The sequence below is a fragment of the Oricola indica genome, from assembly GCF_019966595.1.
Lineage (GTDB): Bacteria > Pseudomonadota > Alphaproteobacteria > Rhizobiales > Rhizobiaceae > Oricola > Oricola indica.
Window position 1 is genome coordinate 457,472 of record NZ_JAINFJ010000002.1, and the last position, 19,562, is coordinate 477,033.

Consider the following 19,562-nt stretch of genomic DNA (forward strand, 5'->3'; position numbering starts at 1 on the left):
TCATGGACAAGCTCGGCGACGAACGGATCGAGGCGGCGCTGGTGGCCAATGCGCGGACCGTGGACGCGGACCCGTACCCCTGGCCATTCGACGGCGATCTTCGCCCCGAGAACACCGCAATCGTGGTCATCGACATGCAGACCGATTTCTGCGCGCCCGGCGGCTATGTCGATTCCATGGGCTACGACCTGTCGCTGACGCGCGCGCCGATCGAACCGATCGCGGCACTGCTGGATGGCGTCCGCGCAAAGGGCTTCACCGTCATTCACACCCGCGAGGGCCACAAGCCGGACCTCTCCGACCTGCCGGCGAACAAGCGCTGGCGCTCGCAGCGCATCGGCGCGGGGATCGGCGACCAGGGGCCATGCGGGCGCATTCTCGTGCGCGGCGAACCCGGCTGGGAGATCATTCCGGAACTTCAGCCCGTCGCCGGAGAACCGATCATCGACAAGCCGGGCAAGGGCTCATTCCTGGCGACCGATTTCGACCTCGTGCTTCAGACGAAGGGTATCCGCAACATCGTGCTGACGGGCGTGACGACGGATGTCTGCGTCCACACCACGATGCGCGACGCCAATGATCGCGGCTATGAATGCCTGCTGCTCTCCGACTGCACGGCCGCGACGAAACACGAAAACCATCTCGCCGCGCTCGACATGATCAAGATGCAGGGCGGTGTCTTCGGCGCCGTGGCGACCAGCGGGCAATTCCTCGAAACCGTGGAGACGATCTGATGGATAGCGCGGTCCTCACCCCCGAAGCGCCGGCGAAATCGAAGCGGGCCATCGGCATCGAGACGGTCGGCATGTCGAAGATATTCGGCTCGCTGGTGGCGCTCGACGATGTGTCCATCAAGGTCCAGCCCGGCGAATTCCATGCGCTGCTCGGCGAGAACGGGGCCGGCAAATCGACGCTGGTGAAGTGCATCATGGGTTTCTACCAGCCGACGCACGGGCAGTTGCTCGTCAACGGACAGGAGACGCCGATCCGCCATCCGCAGGATGCGCACTCCTCCGGCATCGGCATGGTCTACCAGCATTTCACGCTGGTGCCCTGCCTCACCGCGGCGGAGAACATGGTGATCAGCCGCGCCAACGTGCCGGCCGTGATCGACTGGAAGAAGGAGATCGGCGATCTCGAAGCCTTCATGGACCGCATGCCGTTCCGGGTGCCGCTGACGGAGCCGGTTGCAACGCTCTCAGCAGGCGAAAAACAGAAGCTCGAAATCCTCAAGCAGCTCTATCTCGACCAGCATTTCCTGATCCTCGACGAGCCGACATCGGTGCTGACGCCCGGCGAGGCCGATGAGGTGCTCGGCCTGCTCCACGACATGGCGCGAGCGGGTGACATCACGGTCCTGATGATCACGCACAAGTTCCGTGAGGTGAAGGCGTTCACGGACAATGTCACGGTCCTCAGGCGCGGCAAATATGCCGGCGGCGGCAAGGTCGGGGATCTCTCCACCGAGGAGATGTCGCGCATGATGATCGGCGAAGCCGAAATCCGCAAAAGCGCCGAGCGAAAGGCCGGTGTCGAAAGCGCGGTGAACGTCGAACTGGCGGGCATCGTCGTCAAGGACGAGGAAGGCATTCCAACGGTTGACGGCGTCAATCTCAAGGTCGCGGGCGGCGAGATCGTCGGGATCGCGGGCGTGTCCGGCAACGGCCAGTCGGAACTGGTCGAGGCCCTGTCCGGCCAGCGGCCCATCGAGGATGGCGGCGTCTTCATCAACGGCAAGCCCTTCGACTGCTCGCGCTCCGGCTACGATCTTTTCAAGGTGTTCGGCCTGCCCGAGGAACCCCTGCGCAATGCGGCGGTGCCCCGCATGAGCGTGGCGGAAAACATCGCGTTCCGCACCTTCGACAAGCCGCCCGAAGCAAATGCCGGCTGGTGGTTGAAACCGACCGCCATGAAGACCCGCGCGGCAGGGCTGATCGAGCGCTACCGGGTCAAGACACCGTCCACTGACACGCCGATCGAGAACCTGTCCGGCGGCAATGTGCAGCGCGCCATTCTGGCGCGGGAGCTTTCGCACGAGGTCAAGGTGCTGATCGTCGCCAATCCGTGCTTCGGCCTCGATTTCGCCTCCGTGGCCGAGATCAGGGCGCAGATCATCGACCAGCGCAACAATGGCGCGGCGGTGCTGCTCGTCTCGGAGGATCTCGACGAAATCCTCGAACTGTCCGATCGCGTGGCGGTGATGTCGGAAGGCAAGATCACCTATGTCTCGCCGATCGGCGAAACCGACCGCAACACCATCGGCACCTATATGGCGGGGCATTGAGATGGTAAGCGTCAAGGCACGGCCCTACGACTTCGAGCTCAAGCCCGGCAAGACCGCGCTCGTCGTCATCGACATGCAGCGCGATTTCATCGAGCCGGGCGGCTTCGGCGATGCGCTCGGAAACGACGTCTCGCGTCTTTCGGCGATCATTCCCGACACGGCGGCGCTGATCGCGCTGTTTCGCGAACGCAGCTGGCCGATCGTTCATACGCGCGAAGCGCATCGCACCGACTTGTCCGATTGCCCGCCCTCCAAGATCCGGCGCGGCAACTCGGCGGTGAAGATCGGCGAGGAAGGGCCGATGGGCAGGCTGCTGGTAACGGGCGAGCCGGGCAACCAGATCGTGCCGGACCTCGCGCCGCACACCGGAGAGATCGTCATAGACAAGCCCGGCAAAGGCATGTTCTGGGCGACCGGGCTGCACGAGAAGCTGCGCGGCGCCGGCATCACGCATCTGGTCTTCGCCGGCGTGACGACCGAGGTCTGCGTGCAGACCTCGATGCGCGAGGCCAATGATCGCGGCTACGAGTGCCTGCTGATCGAGGAAGCCACGGAGAGCTATTTTCCCGAGTTCAAGGCATCGACGATCGAAATGATCGTGGCGCAGGGCGGCATTGTCGGATGGGTCGCTTCGCTCGATGATCTGCGCGCCGCGCTGGAGGAAGCGGAGGCGGCGGCATGACCGACGACAAACAGGAAATCGACAGCCTGATCGATGCGATGGCGGCCTATCTGGGCCTGCCGGTCGAGGAGGCCTATCGCGCCGGTATCGCGGGGCATCTGGCGGTCGCGCATACGATCGCGCAGGACGTTCTCGCCTTCGAGACGTCGGACGAGGCCGAACCGGCGCCGGTTTTCAAGGCATGACCGATTTTGCAGGAATGACCGGCGCGGACATCGCCGCAGCCGTCAGGAACGGCTCCATGACGGCGCGGACGGCCGTGGAGGCTTCGCTCGTGCGCACCGAAAAACTCAATCCCTCGCTCAACGGATTTACCGCGATCACGGCGGAGCGCGCGCTTTCCAGGGCGGATAGCGTGGATGCCGATATCGCTGCCGGACGCGACCCCGGACCGCTTGCCGGCGTGCCTTTTGCCGTCAAGAACCTGTTCGACGTGAAGGGCCTTTCGACGCTCGCGGGTTCGAAGATAAACCGCGATCTGCCGCCGGCCGGCGAGGATGCGACTTTGATCCGGCGCATGGAAGCCGCCGGCGCCATCCTTACGGGCGCCCTCAATATGGGCGAATACGCCTACGACTTCACCGGCCAGAACGTTCACGACGGCGCGTCGCGCAATCCGCATGATCCCGATCACATGTCGGGCGGGTCTTCGGGCGGGTCCGGCACGGCGACGGCGTCGGGCATGGTGCCGATCACGCTTGGTTCCGACACCAACGGGTCCATCCGCGTGCCGTCTTCCCTGTGCGGGCTGTTCGGTCTGAAACCGACCTATGGACGCTTGTCGCGCGGCGGGACCTTTCCTTTCGTGGCCAGTCTCGATCATCTTGGACCGATCGCCCGGTCGGCCACCGATCTCGCGCTTTCCTACGACGCGATGCAGGGCCCCGATCCGCAAGATCCCGCCTGCACGGATCGCGCCGTCGAACCGGTGACAGGCGAACTGGACCGGGGCATCGAAGGGCTGAGGATCGCGAAAGCGGGCGGCTATTTCGCGTCAGGGGCATTGCCCGAGGCCTTTGAAGCCGTGCAGCGTGTCGCCGCCGCGGTCAACGCCACGCGGACGGTGGACATCGCCGACGCGAAAGCGGCGCGCGGCGCGGCCTATCTGATCACCATGGCGGAGGGCGCATCGCTGCATCTCGACCGGATGAGAACCCGCCACGCCGATTACGATCCCGACGTCCGCGACCGGCTGATCGCCGGCGCGATGATCCCGGGCGCCTGGGTGACCAAGGCGCAGAAGCTGCGCCGCATCTTCCGCGATACCGTCTTGAAGCTGTTCGAGGAGGTCGATGTGATCCTGGCGCCGGCGACGCCCTGCCGCGCGCCGAAGATCGGCCAGCAGACCATGGTGCTGGACGGCGTCGAGATGCCGGTCAGGCCGAATATGGGGATCTTCACACAGCCGATTTCCTTCATCGGTCTGCCGGTCGTTTCAGTACCGGTCTGGACCGAGGGAGAAAAGCTGCCGATCGGCGTGCAGCTTATCGCTGCGCCGTGGCGCGAGGATTTTGTCCTGCGCCTTGCGCATCATCTGGAGAAGACAGGCGCGGTCTGCGCGCCAGTCGCGAAGCATCAAGGGAGCTAGATATGGAAAAGACCGGACGCTGGGCCGGACGCAACAGCAACAAGGACTCGTTGCGCAGCCGCATCTGGGATTCGCTCGATTCCGGCGGCATGGCGATGGGGCCGACCTGGAGCCATATCCCGAATTTCATCGGGGCCGACAAGGCCGCATGGCATCTGGCCCAGACCGAGGAGTGGAAACGCGCCAAGGTGGTCAAGTGCAATCCCGATCCGCCGCAAATCCCGGTTCGGCTGCGCGCGCTCTATGAGGGCAAGATGCTCTATGCACCGGTTCCCTATCTGACCAAGGAGTTTCCCTATCTGAAGATCGACCCGGTCAAGCTTCAGGAGAAGGGCATTTCCTTCGAATTGGCGGCGACGTCAGGCGGCTATCTGATGTATGGCGAACGGGTCGATTTCGTGGATGTCGAACCGCTCGATTTCTGCGTCGTCGGGTCGGTGGGCGTCAGCCGGGCCGGCGGGCGAACCGGCAAGGGCGCCGGTTTTGCGGACCTCGAGACCGGTATCTTCCGCGAGCTTGGCATCATCGGTCCGGACACGCCGATGGCGACGACCGTGCATTCCTCGCAACTGGTCGGCGACGACGAAATCTTTATGATGGCGCATGATTCGCCGCTGGATTTCGTGGCGACCGAGGAGGAACTCATCGTGACGAACAACAACATGCCGCGGCCAAAGGGCGTCGCGTGGGAGTTCGTCCAGGATGACCAGTTCGAGACCATTCCGTTCCTGAAATCGCTGCGCGACAGGATGGAGGCGCAGTAAGCGATGATCGTCAACGATCCCGAAACGCTGGCCGAAATGGAGGCCGTCTTCAGCCGCTACGAGACGGCGCTTGTCAGCAATGATGTCGAAACCCTCGACGCTTTGTTCTGGCAGGACGAGCGCACGATCCGATACGGAATCGGCGAAAACCTCCATGGCGTTTCGGAGATCCTCGCTTTTCGCAAGGGCCGTTCGCCGAAAGGGCTCGAACGGGATCTCGACCGCACCGTGATCACCACGTTCGGCAGCGATTTCGCGACCGCCTCGACCCTGTTCCGGCGCGACGGCGCGCCGGGAAAGGTCGGCCGCCAGATGCAGAGCTGGGCCCGCATGGACGATGGCTGGCGCGTAGTCGCGGCCCATGTCTCCATCATCGACGAAGAGAAATGAGCGAGGCCGGCGCACGGCGTGCCGTGCCGGCCCAGCCGGCGCGCACCTCGGTCGATGCGATCCGCCTCGAGATCGCGCGGCGCATCGTGACCGGCGAACTGGAGCCCGGAAAGCCGCTCGACGAGAGCGGGCTGGCCTCCGAATTCGGCGTGTCGCGCACGCCGGTACGCGAAGCGCTGCGGCAACTGGCCTCGTCAGGACTGGTGCAGCAAAGGCCGCATCGCCGCACGATCGTCACCAAGCCGAGCGAAAAGGCGCTCTCCGATATGTTCGACGTGATGGCCTATCTGGAAGGCCTGTGCGCGAATCTCTGCGCCAAAGTCATTCCGCCATCGGAACGCAAGGCGCTGGAGGATCTGCACGCGCAGATGGGCGCGCTGATGCGGGCCGGCGATGCGCAGGGCTATGCGCAGGCCAACGAATACTTTCACAACGCCATCTATGACGGCACGCAGAACGCCTATCTGATCGAGATCACCTTCTCGACGCGAATGCGCCTGCAACCGTTTCGCCGCGCCCAGTTCGACACTCTTGGCCGTCTCGCGGCGTCCCATGCGGAACATACGGCGGTGGTCAACGCGATCCTGCAGGGCGACCGGCGGGCAGCCGAGGAGGCGATGCGAAACCATATCGGCCTCGTCGAGGAGGCCTGGCACGAATTCGCCGGCGACGCTCAGGATGCCTCCGCCATGAACCGCCTCCAGGAACCGTAATCGGAGATGTCGCGGGCGGTCTTCACGGCTTCCGCCTCGACCAGGAACCCTTTCGCCGACGTACCGTCCTCCAGATCCAGCGTGCCGATGCCGAGCGGCGCGGGAATTGCCGCGACGAATGTGCCGAAGGCTTCCGGCGACAGCGCCCAGAGTTCGACGTCAATGCCCGCGCCCGTGCCCTGCTCGACACGCAGCAGCCCCGGCTTCGGCGGCGCGGTGCCGTCGAGCGCAAAGAGGCGATAGTCGGGCGGCGTCGCCGTCGCACGCAGAAAGACCGCATCCCGCGATGTCAGTTCGTGGTTCAACGGCATGCCGGAAAGATGCGCGCCGACCACGGCAAGCGTAATCGAGCCCTCCGGCGGCGTGATTTCGCCGCCCGGCCGCGCACCGGCCTCCAGCGCCGCGGCAGTTCCGGCCAGTCGCGCATCGCTGCCCGCCTTTCCGATCAGGGTCAGGCTCGACGGCAAACCGTCGTCGCGCGTGCCGACCGGCACCGAAATCGCCGCGAGATCGAGCAGGTTCACGAAGTTGGTGTAGGTGCCCAGATTGGAATTGAGCGTGACGGGATCGGCCTCGACCTGCGCGACCGTATAGACGGCGGGGACCGTCGGAACGGCAAGGCAGTCCAGCCCGGCGAGGACCGGAGCGACCTGGCGCCGCATGGTTTGCAGCTTGTACATCGCATCGAACGTGTCGACCGCAGTGATGCCCTCCGCGCCACCGATGATCTTGCGCGTAATCGGATGCAACACCTCCGGGCGGGTCTCGATGATCTCGCGGATCGCGTGGTAGCGTTCCGCCACCCAGGGGCCCTCGTAGAGCAGGCGCGCAACCGCGTGCAGCGGCTCGAAATCGATCTCGCGGATCGTCGCGCCGAGCCCGGCCAGCCTGTCGAGATCGGCCTCATATGCGGCTTGCGCCATCGCATCGCCGAAGAACTGGCGCTGGCCGGGCAATGGCACGCCGACGGTGATGTGCGGCGGCATCGGTGCGACGCCGGCCGGCGGCAAGTCACGCGACATGAAGTCGGCGGCGTCATAAGCCTGCGCAACCGCGGTGGCCTCGGCGGCATCGGCGACGGTCGCGGCGAAGACCGAGATCGTGTCGAGGGTCCGGCAGGCCGGCACCATACCGGTCGCCGACAGGAGACCGACGCTGGGTTTCAGACCGACGATCCCGTTCATGCCGGCCGGAATGCGGCCGGAGCCGGCCGTGTCCGTGCCCAGCGCAAAGGCGGCAGCGCCGATCGCGACCGCGACCGCAGAACCGGAGGACGACCCGCCGGGGATCAGCGCCGGATCGAGCGCGTTCTTCGGCACGCCATAGGGCGAGCGGACGCCGACGAGGCCGGTCGCGAACTGGTCCAGATTGGTCTTGCCGATGCAGATCGCGCCCGCCGCCTCCAGCCGGGCGACCGCGAATGCCGACGCCTCGGCCTTGTGGGCAAACTCCCGACAGGCCGCCGTCGTTTCCATGCCGTCGACGTCGATATTGTCCTTGACCGCGAAGGGCAGGCCGAAGAGCGGCTTGCCTTCCGGGCCGGCCACATCGAGCGCCTCCGCCTCGGCGAGCGCTTCTTCCTCGGGTTTCAAGCTGATGAAGATCGCCGGATCGTCCGCGTCGCGGATTGCCGCGTAGGACTGGCGGACGGCATCCGTCGCAGAAAGCGTGCGCCACTGCGCAAATGACCGGCTTGATGTTCGCACAGATTATCCCTCCAGATTAAAAAATAGGCAATTCAGCACGAATTGTATGCCGAATATCACTGTGTCTCAAAGCAGCAATATGCGTGCCAATCGGCCGCGTTCGCGCCGCCGGAGGGTGGCGGTCGCGAAACAAGGGGGTGCGTTTGGAAGCGGCGACACATCCGCCGCTTCCGACACGGACCTCAATCGGTCCGCGTCATTCAAAGTTGAGTTATCGGCCGGTCAGGCCCTGCCGACGGTCTGGCGCTGGGTGCCAAGGCCCTCGATGCCGAGTTCGATCACTTCGCCACCCTTCAGGTAGACCGGCGGCTTCTGGCCCATGCCGACGCCGGGCGGTGTGCCGGTGGAAATGATGTCGCCCGGCTGCAGGCTCATGAAGCGGCTGACATAGCTGACGAGATGCGCGACACCGAAGACCATGGTTTCGGTCGAACCGTCCTGGAAGCGCTTGCCGTCGACCTCGAGCCACATCTTCAGTTGCTGCGGATCGGCGACCTCGTCGGCGGTGACGAGCCACGGGCCGATCGGGCCGAACGTGTCGCAGCCCTTGCCCTTGTCCCATGTGCCGCCGCGCTCGATCTGGAATTCACGTTCCGAAACGTCGTTGACCACACAGTAGCCCGCGACGTGGTTCAGCGCGTCCGCTTCATCGATATAGGCGCCACCCTCGCCGATCACGACGCCGAGTTCGACCTCCCAGTCGGTTTTCTTGGAGTCGCGCGGGATCCTCACCTCGTCATTCGGGCCGCAGATCGCGCTCGTCGCCTTCATGAAGATGACCGGTTCGGCCGGCACATCCGCGCCGGTTTCCGCGGCGTGGTCCGAATAGTTCAGGCCGATGCAGATGAACTTGCCGACGCGTCCGACGCAGGGACCGATGCGGCCGCCGGCGATTTCCGGCAGCGCATCCAGTTCCAGCTTCGCGATGTCGGCGAGGCTGTCGGGCCGCAATACGCCGTCGGCGATGTCGGCGACAATGGAAGACAGGTCACGCGCCTTGCCGTCGCCATCGAGGATGGCGGGTTTTTCGTGTCCGGGTTCACCGATGCGCAGCAGTTTCATGAATGTATCCTCTGGAACTCTATGTCAGGCGGCCTTGGTCGAACCGCCGTGGAAGATGTGACCCTCGATGGAGGCCGGTTTCATCTCGATGGAAAAGCCGGGTCTCGAAGGCGGCATGTAAGCCGCATCGCGAATAACACATGGTTCGACGAAATGCTCGTGCAGGTGATCGACATATTCGATCACGCGCCCTTCCATGGTTCCCGATACCGCCACGAAGTCGATCATCGAAAGATGCTGGACATATTCGCACAGCCCGACGCCGCCGGCATGCGGCCAGACGGGAAGGCCGAATTTCGCGGCCATCAGGAGGACGCCAAGCACCTCGTTCAACCCGCCCATGCGGCAGGAGTCGATCTGCACGATGTCGATCGCACCGCCGGCAATCATCTGCTTGAAGATGATGCGGTTCTGGCACATCTCGCCGGTCGCCACCTTCACCGGCGCGACCGCCTCGCGGATGCGGCGATGGCCCGCGATGTCGTCCGGGCTGGTCGGCTCCTCGATGAAATAGGGATCGGCGAAGGACAGTTTCTTCACCCAGTCGACGGCCTCGTCGACCTCCCAGACCTGGTTGGCGTCGATCATCAGGAAGCGGTCGGGTCCCAGTTCCTCGCGGGCGATGCGAAGGCGCCTGATGTCGTCGTCGACATCGCGCCCGACCTTCAGCTTCACATGGGTGTAGCCGGCCTCCACCGCCTCGCGGCACAGACGGCGCAGCTTTTCGTCGGGATAGCCGAGCCAGCCGGCCGAGGTCGTGTAACAGGGATAGCCGCTCGCCTCGAGCTTCGCGATCCGGTCCGCCTTGCCCGGCTCGGCGGCCTTGAGGATCGCCAGAGCCTCCTCGCGCGTGATGGCGTCGGTCAGATAGCGGAAGTCGACGATATCGACGATTTCTTCCGGGCTCATCTCGGCCACCAGCCTCCAGACGGGTTTGCCGGCATGTTTGGCCATCATGTCCCAAACCGCGTTGACGATCGCCCCCGTCGCCAAATGCATCGCGCCCTTGTCCGGACCGATCCAGCGCAACTGACTGTCGGAGGTGACATGACGCCAGAAGCGGCCCGGGTTTTCGATTATCCAGTCGAGGTCCAGACCGACGACGAGATGGCGCATGGCCTCGATCGCCGCGACGCAGATCTCGTTTCCGCGACCGATGGTGAAGGTCAGTCCATGGCCTTCCAGCCCGTCCGTGTCCGTCGTCAGCACGACATAGGCGGCCGAATAGTCCGGATCCGGGTTCATCGCGTCCGACCCGTCGAGGTTCTGCGACGTCGGGAAGCGGAGATCGAATGTCTTGAGGCCGGTGATCTTGGTCACGAGGTTGCGTCCTTCGGGCGTTGTCAGATCGTCCAGCCACCGTCGATGGCGTAGGCTTGGCCGGTCGTGTAGGTCGCGTTGGCGAAGTGCAGCGCCAGGTCGGCGATTTCCTCCGGCGAGCCGATGCGGCCCATCGGCTGGCGCGCAATGAAGGCCGCGCGGGCGGTTTCGAAATCGCCCTGGGCCCGCATGCGATCGTGAAGCGACGGGCTTTCCACCGTGCCGGGACAGATCGCGTTGCAGCGGATGCCCTGGCCGACATAGTCGGCGGCCACGGCCTTGGTCAGGCCGATCACGGCGGCCTTGGTGGTGCCATAGGCGAAGCGGTTCGGAACGCCCTTCATGGAGCTTGCGACCGACGCCATGTTGATGATCGATCCGCCGCCGCGCTCCAGCATCGAAGGAAGCACCGCGCGGATGGTCCGGATCATCGAGCGGACGTTGAGATCGACGGCGAAATCGAACTCCTCGTCCTTCATCTCCATGATCGACCCCGCATGGACGAAACCGGCGCCGTTGAACAGCACATCCACCGGTCCCACCTCCGCGACGGCGGTGCGGACATCGTCGTCCTTCAGCACGTCGAGCCTGCGGGTTTCGATCCCCGTCTCGCCAGCCAGCTCCGCCAGCGTCTTTTCGTTGATATCGGTCGCGACCACGCGCGCGCCGGCAGCGGCGAAGGCCAGCGCCGTGGCGCGTCCGATCCCCTGCCCGGCCGCTGTCACCAATACGGTCTTGTCCGTGACCCAATCCGTCATGTCGTCTCCGTCGGCCCGTCAGGCGGGCTTGTTCTTGCGTTCCACGATGTGAATGTGATCGGCGACGAGAACGACCTCGTCGCGCTGGTTGAGAACTTCCGTGCGCTCGACAACGCGGCCAACATCCGGACGTTTCGGATCGTCATCCTTGGCGACGATCGTCACGCGGGAGCGGATCGTGTCGCCGATGAAGACCGGCTTGACGAAACGCAGCCGGTCATAACCATAGGAAAACGCCACCGGATTGATGACGCTCGCCGTCAGCCCGACCCCGATGGAAAAGACCATCGTGCCGTGGGCGATGCGCTGGCCGAAAGACTGCGTCTTCATGAACTCGGCATCCATGTGATGCGGGAAGAAATCGCCGGTATGGCCGGCATGGACCACGAAGTCGGTCTCCGTGATCGTGCGGCCATAGGTCATGCGCTCATGACCGAGTTCGTAGTCCTCGAAATAGATCGTCTGTTCCATCGTCAGGGTCTTTGTTCAAGCGGTGTCGCGGGCGATGCGGAGGAGGCATAGGCAGCCTCGACGAGCGCCATCGTGTTCCAGGCGTCCTCGACCGAGCTCACCAGTTCGGCATCCTCGCCGGATACGAAGCGCTGGAGATTGGCCATGCGGCCGACAAAGGCGTCCGGAAACCATGCACCCTCGAGCGGCACGGAAACCCACGCGTCACCGCCCTTCGGATGAATCTCCAGGATATCCGGCTCGCCATGGGGATAATCGAGGTTCACGCCCAGCTGCAGATAGGCCGCGCCCTCGGTGCCGCAGACGCGGAACTCGCAGGCCTGATATTTGCGGCCGAATTTGTGATCGTGATTGATCGACAGCGCGCAGCGCACGGTGTCGCCATAGTCGAGGATCGCGCTGGTGCGCGTCTGCGCCATATCGTGGCTCGGATGACCCAGCGATTTCGCGTGGACGCCTTGCGGGTCGCCGAGAATCTGGCGAATGAGATCCAGGTAATGGATCGAGTGCATGGTGATCTCGATGCGCGGCAGGCCCTTCAGGAAGGCCCACAACTCCCACGGCGTCGCCAGCGCCAGCCAGGCGTCGAAATCGACCACCTCGCCGAGCCACCCTTTCGCGATGGCGTCCTTCAAGGCCAGCATCATCGGTGCGAAGCGGAGCTGGAAATTAACCGCCGCTTTCAAATCCTTCTCGCGGCAGATCTTCAGAATCTCCGTCGCGCCGGCGAGGTCGGAGCCCATCGGCTTCTGGATCAGGGCGGCCGCGCCGTCCGGCAAGGCGCGCAGAACGTCGGCATGAACCTTGGGCGGCGTCGCCAGATCGAAGATCGCTCCGGGCTCTGCCGCCGCTTCCTCGATGGAGGAATACGCCTTCACGCCCCACTCGGAGGCAAGCTTTTCGGCCTTCTCGATATCCGGATCATAAAGGCCCGCGACCGGGAACCCGCCCTTCTTGTAGGCGGGGAAATGCGCGTCACTGACGATGGACCCCGCGCCGAAGGTGACGATGGGGCGCGGATCGGCGGGCAGCGGCCAGGACTGGCGCAGCGTCTTGGGATCGAAACGCTCAGGCATGATGGAAGACCTCCGCCATCATCGCCCACCATTCGCCGTCCGCACGGGTTTCGAACGGCTCCTGACAGGGCATGCAGACGTCCCACCATTCCTGCGTCTTCGGATCGGCGGCCATCTTGGCGGCATCGGCGGCGAAATCCGTACCGTGATATTCCCAATAGCCGAACAGCAGATTTTCCGGCTCCTTGAGGAAAATCGAATAGTTGCGGATGTCGCATTGGGAGATCATGTCGAGGATCTCCGGCCAGACCGCCGCGTGCAGGCGCTTGTATTCCGCGACCTTCTCCGGCTTCAGGCCGATCACCATTCCCATACGCTGCATGGCTTACTCCTCCCGTTGCGTGACCGTCGTCGTGAATTCGGGGATGCTCTTTGCCCGCAGCGCGTCCCAATCCCAGTCGATACCGATGCCCGGTTCGGACGGGGCCAGCGCGTGACCGTCCTCGATGGCCATGCGGCTGGACGTCAGGTCGTCGAGCTGCGGGATGTACTCGACATATTTGCCGTTCGGCACGGCGCAGGTCAGGCTGACATGCAGTTCCATCAGGAAATGCGGGCAGACGGGAATGTCGAAGGCCTCGGCCGCGTGCGCGACTTTCAGCCATGGGGTGATGCCCCCGATGCGGCCGACATCGACCTGCACGATAGAACAGGCGCCCTTTTGCATGTATTCGCGGAAATGGCGGATCGAGTAGAGCGACTCGCCAATGGCGATCGGCGTCGCGGTCGATCGGGACAAGCGGACATGACCGTCGATGTCGTCGGCGGGAAGCGGCTCCTCGAACCAGGCGAGATCGAGTTCGCGCAACCGATCGGCACGGCGGATCGCCTCGTCGACGGTGAAGCCCTGATTGCAGTCCGTCATGATCTCGTAGCCGTCGCCGACGGCGGCGCGCACCGCTGACAGCCGCTCGAAATCCTCCGACCCGTGTGGCCGTCCGATCTTCATTTTCGAACCGGTGAAGCCCTTCGATTTCGCGTCGAGCGCGTCATCGACAAGCGCCTGCGTTTCGATATGCAGCCAGCCGCCCTCGGTGGTGTAGAGCGGACAGCGATCCTTGGCCCCACCGGCGAGTTTCCACAGCGGTAGTCCCTGCTTGCGCGCACGCAAATCCCAAAGCGCCGTATCGACGGCGGCGAGCGCGATCGAGGTGATCGCGCCGATCGTGGTCGCGTGGGTGGCGAATTCGAGTTCGTGCCATATGCCCTCGATCATGTCGGCGTCGCGGCCGATCAGGCGCGGCGCGAGATGGTCGACCAGAAGGCGCATGACCGACGAACCGCCGGTGCCGATCGTGTAGCTGTAGCCGGTGCCGACCGCGCCATCGGAATCCGTGATCGTCACGATCGGCGTTTCCTGGCTGACGAAGCTCTGTATCGCATCGGTCCGCCTGACCTTCGGGACCAGGTCGACCATGCGAAGCTCGACTTTTTCGATACGCGCCATCGGCTTACCTCCTCAGGGTCTTCCCGGTTTCGGCGTCGAACAGATGCGCCTGGCTGAGGTCGAAGCTGAGGTCGACGGTCTGACCCGGCTGCAACGGTCTGGGATTGAGCATCCGCGCGATCCAGTCCTCGCCCGCGAACTCTGCGAAGACGAGGGTCTCATTGCCGAGCGGCTCGGTGATCGACACCGGCACCGAGGCCGTGTGCACGTCATGCGCCTCGCCGGAATGGATGCCGTGACCGGCCGGATAAAGATCGTCCGGCCGAAGGCCGAACACGACCTTCTGACCCGCGGTCACTGCATCGCGAAACTCGGCCGGCAAAGGCAGCGTGTCGCCATTGGCGAAGGCGAGCTTGCCGTCATCGACGCTCGCCTCCTGCAAATTCATGGTCGGCGAACCGATGAATCCGGCCACGAAACGGGTTTCCGGCCGCTGGAAGACTTCCTCCGGCGCGCCGACCTGTTCGATATGGCCGTCGCGCATGATGACGATCCGGTCGGCGAGCGTCATCGCCTCGACCTGATCGTGGGTGACATAGATGACCGTGGACTGGACCTTGGCATGCAGCTTTTTGATCTCGGTACGCATCTGCATGCGCAGCTTGGCGTCGAGATTGGAGAGCGGCTCGTCGAACAGGAAGACGTCGGGATCGCGCACGATGGCGCGGCCCATGGCAACGCGCTGGCGCTGTCCGCCGGACAATTGCGAGGGACGCCGTTCCAGCATGGTCTCCAGCCCGAGCGTCTGAGCCGCCTGCGCCACGGCCGCGTCGATCTCCGATTGCGAGCGGCCGGCGATCTTGAGCGAGAAGCCCATATTCTCGGCCACGCTCATATGCGGATAGAGCGCATAGGACTGGAACACCATCGAGATGTTTCGCTGGCGCGGCGGCAGGTCGTTGACCATCCGGTCGCCGATACGGATCTCGCCGCCGGTGATGTCCTCCAGCCCGGCGATCATGCGCAGCGAGGTCGACTTGCCGCACCCGGACGGGCCGACCAGCGCGATGAATTCGCGGTCCTGGACCTCCAGGTTGATGGAATGCACCACCTCGAGATTTCCGTATTTCTTGACCAGGTTCTTCAGCGAGACGGTAGCCATGTCTATCCCTTCACCGCGCCGGAGGTGAGACCGGAGACGAGGTGTTTCTGAACGATGAAAGTGAGTGTGAGCGCCGGGATGATCATCACCACGGCCAGCGCGCACATGCCGCGCCAGTCGATGGTGAATTCGGCGGTGTAGTCGAGCAGGCCGACCGGCAGCGTCTTGGAATTGGTCGACCGCGTCAGCTGCGACGCCAGGGCGAATTCGTTCCACGAGATCAGGAAGGCGAAGATGCCGGCCGAGGCGATGCCCGGGCGCGCCAGCGGGAATTCGACCTGCCAGAAAGCCTGCCAGCGCGTGCAGCCGTCGATCTGGGCGGCCTCGGCGAGGTCGCGCGGGACCTGGCGGAAGAAGCCGTCGATCAGCCACACCGTGAACGGGACGTTGAGCGCCACATAGGCGAGAATCATGCCGAAATGGGTGTCGATGATGCCGAGCTTCGCATAGACGAAAAACAACGGCAGCGACAATGCGATGCCCGGCACAGTGCGCGTCAGCATGAAGCCGAGGAAGATCGCCGTCTTGCCCCGGAAGCGATAGCGCGCGAAGGCGTAACCGCCGGCCATGCCCACCGCGAGCGCGATGACGGTCGAGGTGACCGAGATGATCACCGAGTTGCGGAAATACTCCAGAACCGGGATTCCGCCCTGCCCGACGCCGGAAAACATCGCGACATAGGCGTCGAACGAAATCTCGTTGGGAATCCAGACCGGCGGCTTGGCCATGATTTCCACGGTCGGGCGCAAAGACGACAGCACGATCCAGAAACCCGGCAGGCAGATGATCGCCATGGCCAGGAACAGCCCGATCAGATGACCGGCCTTCAGGAGACTGCGTTTGAGGCGATGTCCGGCGTTCTCGTCCATGGTCACCACTCCGCGCCGACTTGCTGGCGGGCTTTTGCGAGCTGCCGGAAGAACAGCAGCGTGAACAGGATCGACAGAAGGATCGCGATGTAGCCCATTGCGTTGGCGAGGCCCATGCGGGCATCGGAGTAGGCGGTTCGCGCGATCAGCTTCCAGAGGATTTCCGTGCGGCCGGCGGGGCCGCCATCGGTCATGATCTTCACGATGTCATAGGCGCGCGCGATATCGAGCGAGCGGATGGTCATCGCGATGAAGGCGAAGGGCATGACAAAGGGCCACGTCACATAGCGGAAGCTCTGCAAGGGCGTGCAGCCATCGACCTTGGCCGCCTCGAGCGGCTCGCGCGGCATCGCCATCAGGCCCGCGAGAATGAAGATCGCGAAGACCGCCGTCGAGGACCAGATTTCAGCGATCAGGATCGAGATGAAAGCCAGTTGCCCGTCGATGAGCCACGGGATCGCCCGATCGGTCAGGCCCAGCGACTGCAGGGCGTTGTTCACGAGACCGATATTGTCATTGAACATGAACTTGAACTGGAAGCCGACGAGGATCGGCGAGAACATCATCGGAAACATCATGATGGTGCGCAGGATCCGCTGTCCGCGCGAGGCCTTTTCGACCAGCAGGGCCAGAAGAAGACCCAGCACCATTTCGAGGTTGAGCGCGAAGGTGAGCAGAAGGACGGTGCGCCCGAAGGCGATCCAGAAATCCTTGTCGGTCAGCAGGCGCTCATAGTTGCGGAAACCGATAAAGGTATAAATCGAATCCGGCCGCGTCAGCCGGAACGGCGTGAAGCTCGAATAGAGCGACAGCATAAGCGGCACCACGACCACTGCCGCCAGCACGATGAAAGCCGGCAAAAGCAGGAGCACATGCGGCGCGGGCTTCCACCCTCTCATTGTTTCCTCGTGTTCTTTTCGCGTGGAGTGCGGGCCGTCGCCAGTGTCTTTGGCCCGGCGGTCCGGTCAAGGGAAAAGGGCGCGACCGAGCCGCGCCCTTTCGGGAGGAAGCTTAAAGCTCTCCGGCGTCCTCGAGGATTTCCTGGGCCTCTTCAGCCGCGTCGTCGAGCGCCTGCTGCGTGGTCTTGTCGCCGAGGATCGCGGCCTGAAGCTGCGGATAGACGGCGTTGGAAATCTCGATCCAGGACGGCGACTGGGGAACCGGATAGGCACCCTTGGCGGCTTCCTGGAAGGCCTGCAGCACTTCCTTGCGATACGGATCGTCCGCGGCCTCGGCAATCACCCAGTCCCAGACGGCATCCCGCGTCGGCAGCGGACCGGCTGCGGCTTCGAGCTTCTGGCTGTCCTCATTGGTGAGGAACCAGATGAGCGACGCGGCCGCTTCCTTGTTCTCGCAGCTCTCGGTGACCGAAAAGCCGTGATGGCCCGACCAGCCGGTGCGTGCGCCCGAGGACCCCTTGGGCGGCGCCACGACGCCGACATTGCCGGCAACCTTGGATGCGCCCGGATCGTTGAAGAAGCCTGCCCAGCCCGGCCAGTCCAGGTTGATCGCCACGGTGCCGGAGGCAAAGCCCTGGCCGAGATCGTCCCAGAGATAGTTGGTCGTGCCGGCGGGAACCGCCTTGGCCGAGTAGAGATCGACGAACCAGTTCAGAGCGCGGACGCCGGCTTCGGAGTTGAAGGCCGGACGGCCGTCGGCGTCGAGATATTCGCCGCCCTCAGCGCGCAGCATCTCGTAGAAGCGGCCATTGATGGCCTCTTCCTTGCCGGCATATTGCGTGCCGTAGAAGTCCGGCGGATTGGCGAAGAACTTGGCCTGGTCGGTCACCTGCTCCCAGGTGTCCGGCGGCGCAAGATCGTAGCCGTACTGCTCCTTGAACGCGGCCTTGTTGTCCTCGTTCTCGTAGATGTCCTTCTGGTAGTACAGCGCCGAGACGTCGAACTGCGCGCGCGGCAGCATCACCAGCTTGCCGTCGAGCGTCGAGGCGGCGATGTTGGCATCGACATAGGCGTCGATTTCTTCAGCCGGAAGCAGCGCGTTCAGGTCGGTATAGATGCCCGGATATTGCGGCGCGAAGGATGAGTGGTTGGAGCCGACGCACCAGTTCACGGCGCCGACGGCGATATCCGACTTGATCTCCTTGTCGAGATCGAAGTGGTTCTTCTTGGAGATGACGTTGACCTTTGCGCCGGTCGCGGCTTCCCAATCCGCGATACGCGAATAGAGGTTTTCATATTGCTGACCGCCGATCAGCTTGGCATCGATGGTGACGCCTTCGAATTTGCCTGGCAAGTCCTGCGCGAGCGCAGCCCCGCCGGCAACAAATGCGAGGACACCGGCGGATACGCCGGCCAATAGCTTGTTCATGAGCCTCCTCCCGAGACGTTTGATCATGATGGGCGATCCGCCCAAACCCTCACTGATGAGTGGTTCATTCATATACAAACACCTTCTTCACTGGCGGTCAAGGTATTCCTTGATTGTTATTTGGATTTTGTATGCGTATATGAATGACAGCATTCACGGAGAAAAGCATGGAACAGGAAGACGACCGCTACAGGGCACCCGCCCTCGACAAGGGTCTCGATATCCTGGAATTGCTTGCCGATATCGACGGCGGCCTCACCCAGGCCGAGATCGCCAAGCGGCTCGGCCGCAGCCCCAACGAATTCTACCGCATGCTCGATCGTCTCGTGCGCCGCGGCTACGTCACCCGTATCGACGGCGACCGCTACTCGCTGACGCTAAAGCTGTTCGGCCTGGCGCAGTCGCATGCACCGGTGCGCCGGCTGGTCTCCTTCGCGACGCCTTTCATGCGCGAACTGGCCGAAGAAACCCGGCAGGCAAACCAGCTCGCCGTCTTCGACCGCGGTTCGGTGGTCGTCGTCGCCCAGCTCGAAGCCCCCGGCTATTGGGGCATTTCGATCCGCGTCGGCTCCCATATCAGCCTCTACGACACCGGCTCCGGTCACGTTCTGCTGGCCTTCCGATCGCAGGAAGAGCGGCTGATGATGATCAACGAGTATTCGCGCAGCACCGAGCATCCGACGATGGCGAAGGAGTTCTTCGACCGGCTCGACCAGATTCGCGAGCGCGGTTACGAGATGATGCCGAGCGCGCAGACGGCCGGCGTCTACAACCTCTCGGCCCCCATTCTCGGACCGGACGGACGCGCCATCGCATCGCTGACGATCCCCTATATCACGCTGGTCAACGTGCCCCAGGCGCCCGACATCACCGAGACGCTGGAGATACTCACCAAGACGACACGGCAGCTCTCCGAACTGGCCGGGGCGGGCACAAAACAGACCGCATAAATTCTTATTTGAATAATCTATTCTCCTGTGGGAGCATATTGGCGACACGGCT

At 63.8% G+C, this 19,562-nt stretch carries 21 protein-coding genes; 9 read left to right on the top strand and 12 right to left on the bottom strand.

Translation table 11 applies throughout. From position 1 onward, the window contains the following. Positions 1-2: 2 nt before the first annotated feature. The 8 genes from biuH to LC343_RS07680 are packed head-to-tail and all read left to right on the top strand — an operon-like array spanning position 3 to position 6,421. The gene (gene biuH / locus LC343_RS07645; protein ID WP_223476512.1) at positions 3-734 is read left to right on the top strand and encodes a biuret amidohydrolase; all 732 of its coding nucleotides are present in this window, start codon (positions 3-5) and stop codon (positions 732-734) included. Next, positions 734-2,284 (top strand): ABC transporter ATP-binding protein, encoded by a 1,551-nt coding sequence (locus LC343_RS07650; protein WP_223476513.1) that lies wholly within the window; start codon positions 734-736, stop codon positions 2,282-2,284. Before biuH ends, LC343_RS07650 begins: the two co-directional genes overlap by 1 nt. Before the next feature lies 1 nt (position 2,285). Next, entirely contained in the window at positions 2,286-2,966 is a 681-nt protein-coding gene (locus LC343_RS07655) for a cysteine hydrolase family protein (RefSeq protein WP_223476514.1), read from the top strand. Further along, complete coding sequence (locus LC343_RS07660) at positions 2,963-3,151, top strand: DUF4089 domain-containing protein (protein ID WP_223476515.1); 189 nt, start codon at positions 2,963-2,965, stop codon at positions 3,149-3,151. The genes LC343_RS07655 and LC343_RS07660 overlap by 4 nt, the downstream gene beginning before the upstream one ends. Then, positions 3,148-4,554, top strand: a complete 1,407-nt coding sequence (locus LC343_RS07665; protein ID WP_223476516.1) for an AtzE family amidohydrolase — start codon at positions 3,148-3,150, stop codon at positions 4,552-4,554. The genes LC343_RS07660 and LC343_RS07665 overlap by 4 nt, the downstream gene beginning before the upstream one ends. A gap of 2 nt (positions 4,555-4,556) precedes the next feature. Next, positions 4,557-5,318, top strand: coding sequence for a 5-formyltetrahydrofolate cyclo-ligase (locus LC343_RS07670; RefSeq protein WP_223476517.1), 762 nt, complete (start codon positions 4,557-4,559; stop codon positions 5,316-5,318). Between the two features lie 3 nt (positions 5,319-5,321). After that, positions 5,322-5,708: an oxalurate catabolism protein HpxZ gene (gene hpxZ, locus LC343_RS07675; RefSeq protein WP_223476518.1), complete on the top strand. Its 387-nt coding sequence runs from the start codon at positions 5,322-5,324 to the stop codon at positions 5,706-5,708. After that, positions 5,705-6,421, top strand: a complete 717-nt coding sequence (locus LC343_RS07680; RefSeq protein WP_223476519.1) for a GntR family transcriptional regulator — start codon at positions 5,705-5,707, stop codon at positions 6,419-6,421. The genes hpxZ and LC343_RS07680 overlap by 4 nt, the downstream gene beginning before the upstream one ends. Here LC343_RS07680 and atzF read toward each other — a convergent pair. From atzF to LC343_RS07740, 12 genes are all read right to left on the bottom strand, one after another. After that, positions 6,382-8,127: an allophanate hydrolase gene (gene atzF / locus LC343_RS07685; RefSeq protein ID WP_223476520.1), complete on the bottom strand. Its 1,746-nt coding sequence runs from the start codon at positions 8,125-8,127 to the stop codon at positions 6,382-6,384. The two genes, LC343_RS07680 and atzF, sit on opposite strands and share 40 nt — an antisense overlap. A 222-nt stretch (positions 8,128-8,349) precedes the next feature. Further along, positions 8,350-9,189 (bottom strand): fumarylacetoacetate hydrolase family protein, encoded by an 840-nt coding sequence (locus LC343_RS07690; protein WP_223476521.1) that lies wholly within the window; start codon positions 9,187-9,189, stop codon positions 8,350-8,352. Between the two features lie 24 nt (positions 9,190-9,213). After that, positions 9,214-10,509, bottom strand: coding sequence for an L-fuconate dehydratase (locus tag LC343_RS07695; RefSeq protein ID WP_223476522.1), 1,296 nt, complete (start codon positions 10,507-10,509; stop codon positions 9,214-9,216). Positions 10,510-10,532: 23 nt separating this feature from the next. After that, positions 10,533-11,267, bottom strand: a complete 735-nt coding sequence (locus LC343_RS07700; RefSeq protein WP_223476523.1) for an SDR family oxidoreductase — start codon at positions 11,265-11,267, stop codon at positions 10,533-10,535. Positions 11,268-11,285: 18 nt separating this feature from the next. Continuing rightward, on the bottom strand, positions 11,286-11,738 hold the full coding sequence (locus tag LC343_RS07705) for a MaoC/PaaZ C-terminal domain-containing protein (RefSeq protein ID WP_223476524.1): 453 nt from the start codon (positions 11,736-11,738) through the stop codon (positions 11,286-11,288). Positions 11,739-11,740: 2 nt separating this feature from the next. Further along, complete coding sequence (locus LC343_RS07710; protein WP_223476525.1) at positions 11,741-12,814, bottom strand: Gfo/Idh/MocA family protein; 1,074 nt, start codon at positions 12,812-12,814, stop codon at positions 11,741-11,743. After that, on the bottom strand, positions 12,807-13,136 hold the full coding sequence (locus LC343_RS07715) for an L-rhamnose mutarotase (protein WP_223476526.1): 330 nt from the start codon (positions 13,134-13,136) through the stop codon (positions 12,807-12,809). The genes LC343_RS07710 and LC343_RS07715 overlap by 8 nt, the downstream gene beginning before the upstream one ends. A gap of 3 nt (positions 13,137-13,139) precedes the next feature. After that, positions 13,140-14,261 (bottom strand): mandelate racemase/muconate lactonizing enzyme family protein, encoded by a 1,122-nt coding sequence (locus LC343_RS07720; protein ID WP_223476527.1) that lies wholly within the window; start codon positions 14,259-14,261, stop codon positions 13,140-13,142. Positions 14,262-14,265: 4 nt separating this feature from the next. After that, positions 14,266-15,363, bottom strand: a complete 1,098-nt coding sequence (locus tag LC343_RS07725; RefSeq protein WP_223476528.1) for an ABC transporter ATP-binding protein — start codon at positions 15,361-15,363, stop codon at positions 14,266-14,268. A 2-nt stretch (positions 15,364-15,365) separates the two neighbouring features. Further along, entirely contained in the window at positions 15,366-16,232 is an 867-nt protein-coding gene (locus LC343_RS07730) for a carbohydrate ABC transporter permease (protein ID WP_223476529.1), read from the bottom strand. A gap of 2 nt (positions 16,233-16,234) precedes the next feature. Beyond that, positions 16,235-17,131 carry a carbohydrate ABC transporter permease gene (locus LC343_RS07735; protein ID WP_223476530.1) on the bottom strand — a complete coding sequence of 299 codons (897 nt, stop codon included), beginning with the start codon at positions 17,129-17,131 and terminating at the stop codon, positions 16,235-16,237. A gap of 112 nt (positions 17,132-17,243) precedes the next feature. Further along, positions 17,244-18,560, bottom strand: a complete 1,317-nt coding sequence (locus LC343_RS07740) for an ABC transporter substrate-binding protein (RefSeq protein WP_223476531.1) — start codon at positions 18,558-18,560, stop codon at positions 17,244-17,246. A 167-nt stretch (positions 18,561-18,727) separates the two neighbouring features. Here LC343_RS07740 and LC343_RS07745 point away from each other — a divergent pair, with 167 nt between their 5' ends. Then, positions 18,728-19,510: an IclR family transcriptional regulator gene (locus LC343_RS07745; protein WP_223476532.1), complete on the top strand. Its 783-nt coding sequence runs from the start codon at positions 18,728-18,730 to the stop codon at positions 19,508-19,510. Positions 19,511-19,562: the final 52 nt, after the last annotated feature.